The organism is Yoonia sp. (assembly GCF_036007805.1).
GTDB lineage: Bacteria > Pseudomonadota > Alphaproteobacteria > Rhodobacterales > Rhodobacteraceae > Yoonia.
In genome coordinates, this window is record NZ_DASYOK010000207.1 from 1 (window position 1) to 4,574 (window position 4,574).

Sequence of the window (4,574 nt, forward strand, 5' to 3'; positions counted from 1 at the left end):
AGGCTTGTCCAGCCAAAGCGCACGGGGCACCCAGCCGAAGGTCCACCAGCCATAGCTTTCGCCCAGCAAATAGGTGTCCGGCCTGACCTGATCGGTGACCATCACGGCCGCATTGATATCCAGAAAATAGGTCGATCTGACAATCTGTTCCCACAGGCCCGCATCAACCCCGCGCAGGGCGGTCATATAGGCAGCCATAGCGAACACGCCGACCGCTCCGCCTATCATCCATAGTACCGACCGCAGCCCTGGAAAGCCCACCACAATGAGATAGGTCGCGCAGGCGAAAACCAGCAATTCGACCAGCTCGAACCGGTCCCCTGAGACCAGCGCAATCATCACCAGCAAAAGCGCCAGAACACCTGCCTGCAACATGAGCCACGGCGCACGCAGCACCAGCCCCTGCGCCAGAAGCATCACAAAGGCGCATTTGGGCACAACAAACAGCATCTTGATCCCTGCTAGCGTCGCGCCCACGCCTTCACGGTTCACATTGATCTGCTTGTCCTGATTGAAAGCGGTCAAAAGATCAGCGGAAAAAAGCGACAACCCACGGGCCTGCAGGATCAGCGCAAAGGTCAAACCCGCCACACCGAAGGCCGCAACAAACAGCCAGCCCTGACGCACCAGCCCGCCTGCGATCAGGCGCGCCTCGCGGATTGGCGGACCCGGATCACAGGGCCGCAGCGCCAACCGGTAGCCCAGACACATCAGCATCACAAAGGCCGCCAGATAGACCGCCCCGCGCGGCATTGCCTCTGCGGTCTCAATGAATTGGCTGTAAAATGCCAAGGCAGGGTCCGCGCTATAAACCGCGACCTTGATCAGGAACCCGAAGGCACAAAAATAAGCCAGCAAATGCATCGGCGAGACAAGACGCACCAGCCCATAGCGTTCGCCCATCCAGAACGGAATGACAGTGCACATCAGCGCCAGAAGGATGATCAGGAGGTTCTCCACTGCCCCTCCTTTCCCCGCCACAACACCATGGCCGATGTATCAATCCCCAGTTTCCGCCAGACCGCCCACCACAGGGCGAAACCGCCCAAGGACAGCGCGCCGACATAGCCCAGCGCATTGGTCAGCGCTGTCAATTCAGCGCCCCACCACGCAAACCACGCCAGATAAAGCCCTGTCATCAACAGCCGCGCGGCCAGTGCGCACCGCTGCAAACCGCAAAGCGTTGCCACGGTGAAACTTGACGCCAGAACCACCTGTCCCAACGCCCCCAGCAACAGGACACCAAAGATAAATTGCGGCACTGCACCTGCCGTTTGCGCAAGCATGTAGGGCAGGACCAGCAACGCCAAAAGCGCCATGCCAAACAGCACAAGCCCCGGTAAAATCGCAATCTGGCTACCCCGCGCGCTCGCACGGGCAAGGGCGGTGATATCGCCGGCACCCTTTGCCGCTGACACCGCAGGTCCGCTAACCCATGTCGCCACGCTGACAGGCAGCGCCACAAGGTTGGCAACGCGGCGCAGCAAGGCATAGATGCCCAAAGCCTCTCCGGAAATCACGGCACCGCCGACAATCAGATCCATCTGTGCCACGACCATGCCCGTGACCGATGTCGCCCAGAGCGACAGGCTCAGATAGGGACGGTGCAGCCGCGCCAGAACTTGCGTCCCTTGCATCCGCGGGATCGCCCATAGTACGCCGACCGCGGCGAAACCCGCCATCACAAGCGCGCACAGCAAAAGGATGCCCGCGGCACCTGTATCCGGAAGCAATAGCGCGGCGACACCAAGCGCCACCTGCGGTCCGGCATCGCGCAACGCCATAGACAGATGCACACTTCCCAGTGCCCGCATGATGCTGCCAAGACAGCCCAGCAGATTGACGCAAAAACCGACACCGGTGATGGCCAGCCACGGCATGGCGGGCCAGATCAGCGTCCCGCAGCCCCAAGCGGCCAGCGCGAGCGCCGCCGGATAAAGCACAGCGACCCGGAAAATATCCGCTGCGCGCAGCCCCTGCCCGTCCGTCAGCACCCGCAGCAAGATCACGGGCCCACCCAATGACACCAGCGTGCCAGCGACAAGCCCCGCGCCCCAAAGTACCGCCAGCTGGCCGAAGGTCTCAAGCCCCAGCCAAGCGGCAAGACCCAGCATGACAAGGAAATTGGCACCAACGATCCCGACCCGAAGGCCCATGGACCCTGCTACGCCTTGGCTTGCCAAACGTGCTAATCTGGATACTGGCATCACACGAAAACCGTTGCTAAGCGCCATTAACCAAAGACGGCGCAGCTTTAGTCCTCATTCATTGTGATTAATTAAAGGTTAACTCCTTTGTGGTGTTTTGCAGGAAAGACCCCGGACAGAAACGCCGACTTGGACTGAAATGACACAGCGCAACACTAACGCCGAACCGGACCCGTATCACGGGTACCGCGATACCTTTGACCGGATCGCTCCTTTGGATGTTCTGGCCATGCTGCGGGTGCTGTGGCACGGTAAATGGCTGGTCCTTTGCGCGCTGGTCCTCACAACTGGGATTGCCGGATACTATGCATTTCGCATGGCAGAACCACAGTATACGGCCGTCGCAACGACCCAACTGGGCGGTGCCGATGATGCGACCTCGGGCATAGCGGCGGCACTGAACAGTAATGAGACGGCACTCAATACCGCCGCTGCGCTTGTCACATCCGACCCTGTGCTGACCCGCGTCGTCACGGCGCTGGATTTGCTGGCAGACCCCGAATTCAACCGATATCTCGTCCCCACAAAACCCTTTTCACCCAATACCTTGCGCACGCGGATGCGCCATTGGCTGGCCGGCACAACCGAACAGCCCCCCGATGAAGCCGCCGTCTTCGACAAGACGATCCAGAACCTGCGCCGCGCACTCACGGTCACACGCCAGGCCGATACCTATATTCTGCACATCACCGCACAAAGCCGCGACGCAGACAAAGCGGTGACGCTCGCCAACACGACAGCAGCACTTTACCTGTCCCATGTGGAAGCAACGCAGAGACAAAAACAGGCCGCAACAGAAGTCCTGTTGCAAGCGCGCGTCAATGATCTGCGCACAGAGCTCGCGCAGCACGACCGGCAAGCCGCTGCAATCATCGCTTCCGCACAAATTCAGGGTGACATTGCACTGGATGCGCTGACGGCACAGGTGCTTGCCGCAGATCAGGACCTGAGCGAAGCACGCAACGCGCTGCGCCTGCTTGAAGTCGCACCCGACAGAGGGAGCGCGCGCAATACCGCCGAAATCGCGCAACTTCACCAGAAAATTAACGAAATCGCGGCGCTCAAGGACCGGCGCAGCGCGCAGCTTTCGCTACAATCAGAAGGCCACGCGGCCCTGCAACAGATCGCATTTCAAACCGAGGCCACGCGCCTGGTCTATCAAAGCTTTCTGGCGCAATTGCAGGAAAACCGGATGCAGCAGGGACTGGGCACAGCCGTGGACCTGCGGATCACACCGGCCACCGAAGGCACCTACGCGGGACCGCAAAAGATGCTGCTTCTGACGGTCGCAACTGTCTTGGGCACAATATTGGGCATCATGGCGGTGACCATCCGGCACATCACGCGCAAAGGCTTTATTGATGCCCGCAGCCTGCGCGATACAACCGGCCTGCCGGTTCTGGCACAATTCCCGCACCGCGCGTTGCGCCCTTTCGACAAAGGCGCGCACGCCTTGGCTGCTCGGCCCCAGACAGGGCTGTCGCAGGCGGGGCGCAGGTTGCACACAGCGCTCGCCCTGACCCCGCAAGGCAGCACGGCAAAGGTGATTCTTTCAACCTCAAGCACCGCCGGAGAAGGCAAAACGCACCATGCGCTTCTCTTGGCCAGAACGCTGGGTATGTCTGGCAAGCGGGTGGTCCTGGTCGGCGCAGATACGTCCGATCCACTCTTGCGATCCTTGCTTGGCGCAGGTCCCTTTCATGCCGCGCAACAAGGCTGGGCCAGTGGCGAACAGGCAACCCATTGCGCAAGTCTCGGGGCCGATGTTCTGGCGATCCCCGAAATGACAGACCACCATGCGCCGCTCTTGTCCGATGCGTTGACCCTCAGGCTACAAAGCCTGCGCCAGCACTATGACCACATCATCATCGACGCACCACCTGTGCTGGCCGCCCCCGAGGCGCTGCTTTTCGCGCGGCAGTCCGATGCGATCATCTATGCGGTCCGCTGGTCAAAGACCCCGCGCGACATGGTGCAACGCGGGCTTGAGGCTCTGGAGGATATCGGGCATCCGGCGACGGGGTTTGTCCTGTCACGGATCAACCTGCGCAAGATGCGGCAATGGTCCAACGATCCTTGCCTGCCCGCGCTGCACGCGGCGCAAACGCTCTAGGATCAGCAAAAAGGGCCGCAAAATGCGGCCCTTTTCTTTAAGGCGTTACCGAGATCACATGCCGGTTGTAAAACTGCAGACTGTCGCCCTCTTGCAGGGTCAATCCGCCATCCACATTTGCACTGATATAGGCCTTTGCGGGCCAATCAACCGATCCGCCAGCGGTCCGGCCTTCGATATTGGGCAGCACAAACGCGTCAAACGCGTCAAGCCGGTTACCCGGCACCGCAAGCGCACCCGCCTCATGGCCATAA

The 4,574-nt window shown here is 60.7% G+C and carries 3 protein-coding genes and 1 pseudogene; 1 reads left to right on the forward strand and 3 read right to left on the reverse strand.

Going from position 1 to position 4,574, the window contains the following annotated elements:
* On the reverse strand, window positions 1-960 hold a 960-nt coding region (locus VGP75_RS11675; RefSeq protein WP_327543828.1), incomplete at its 3' end, for an oligosaccharide repeat unit polymerase.
* Complete coding sequence (locus tag VGP75_RS11680) at window positions 945-2,156, reverse strand: lipopolysaccharide biosynthesis protein (protein WP_327543829.1); 1,212 nt, start codon at window positions 2,154-2,156, stop codon at window positions 945-947. The genes VGP75_RS11680 and VGP75_RS11675, both read right to left, overlap by 16 nt.
* Window positions 2,157-2,346: 190 nt before the next feature.
* Here VGP75_RS11680 and VGP75_RS11685 point away from each other — a divergent pair, with 190 nt between their 5' ends.
* On the forward strand, window positions 2,347-4,320 hold the full coding sequence (locus VGP75_RS11685) for a GumC family protein (protein ID WP_327543830.1): 1,974 nt from the start codon (window positions 2,347-2,349) through the stop codon (window positions 4,318-4,320).
* Between the two features lie 37 nt (window positions 4,321-4,357).
* Here the strand turns inward: VGP75_RS11685 and VGP75_RS11690 are convergent.
* Window positions 4,358-4,574 (reverse strand): annotated as a pseudogene (locus tag VGP75_RS11690) (hypothetical protein); the annotation flags it as partial.

Bases quoted from the DNA above. Each gene is read 5' to 3' on its own strand.
- VGP75_RS11680 (WP_327543829.1), bottom strand. From the start codon at position 2,156: ATGGGCCTTCGGGTCGGGATCGTTGGTGCCAATTTCCTTGTCATGCTG.
- VGP75_RS11685 (WP_327543830.1), top strand. From the start codon at position 2,347: ATGACACAGCGCAACACTAACGCCGAACCGGACCCGTATCACGGGTAC.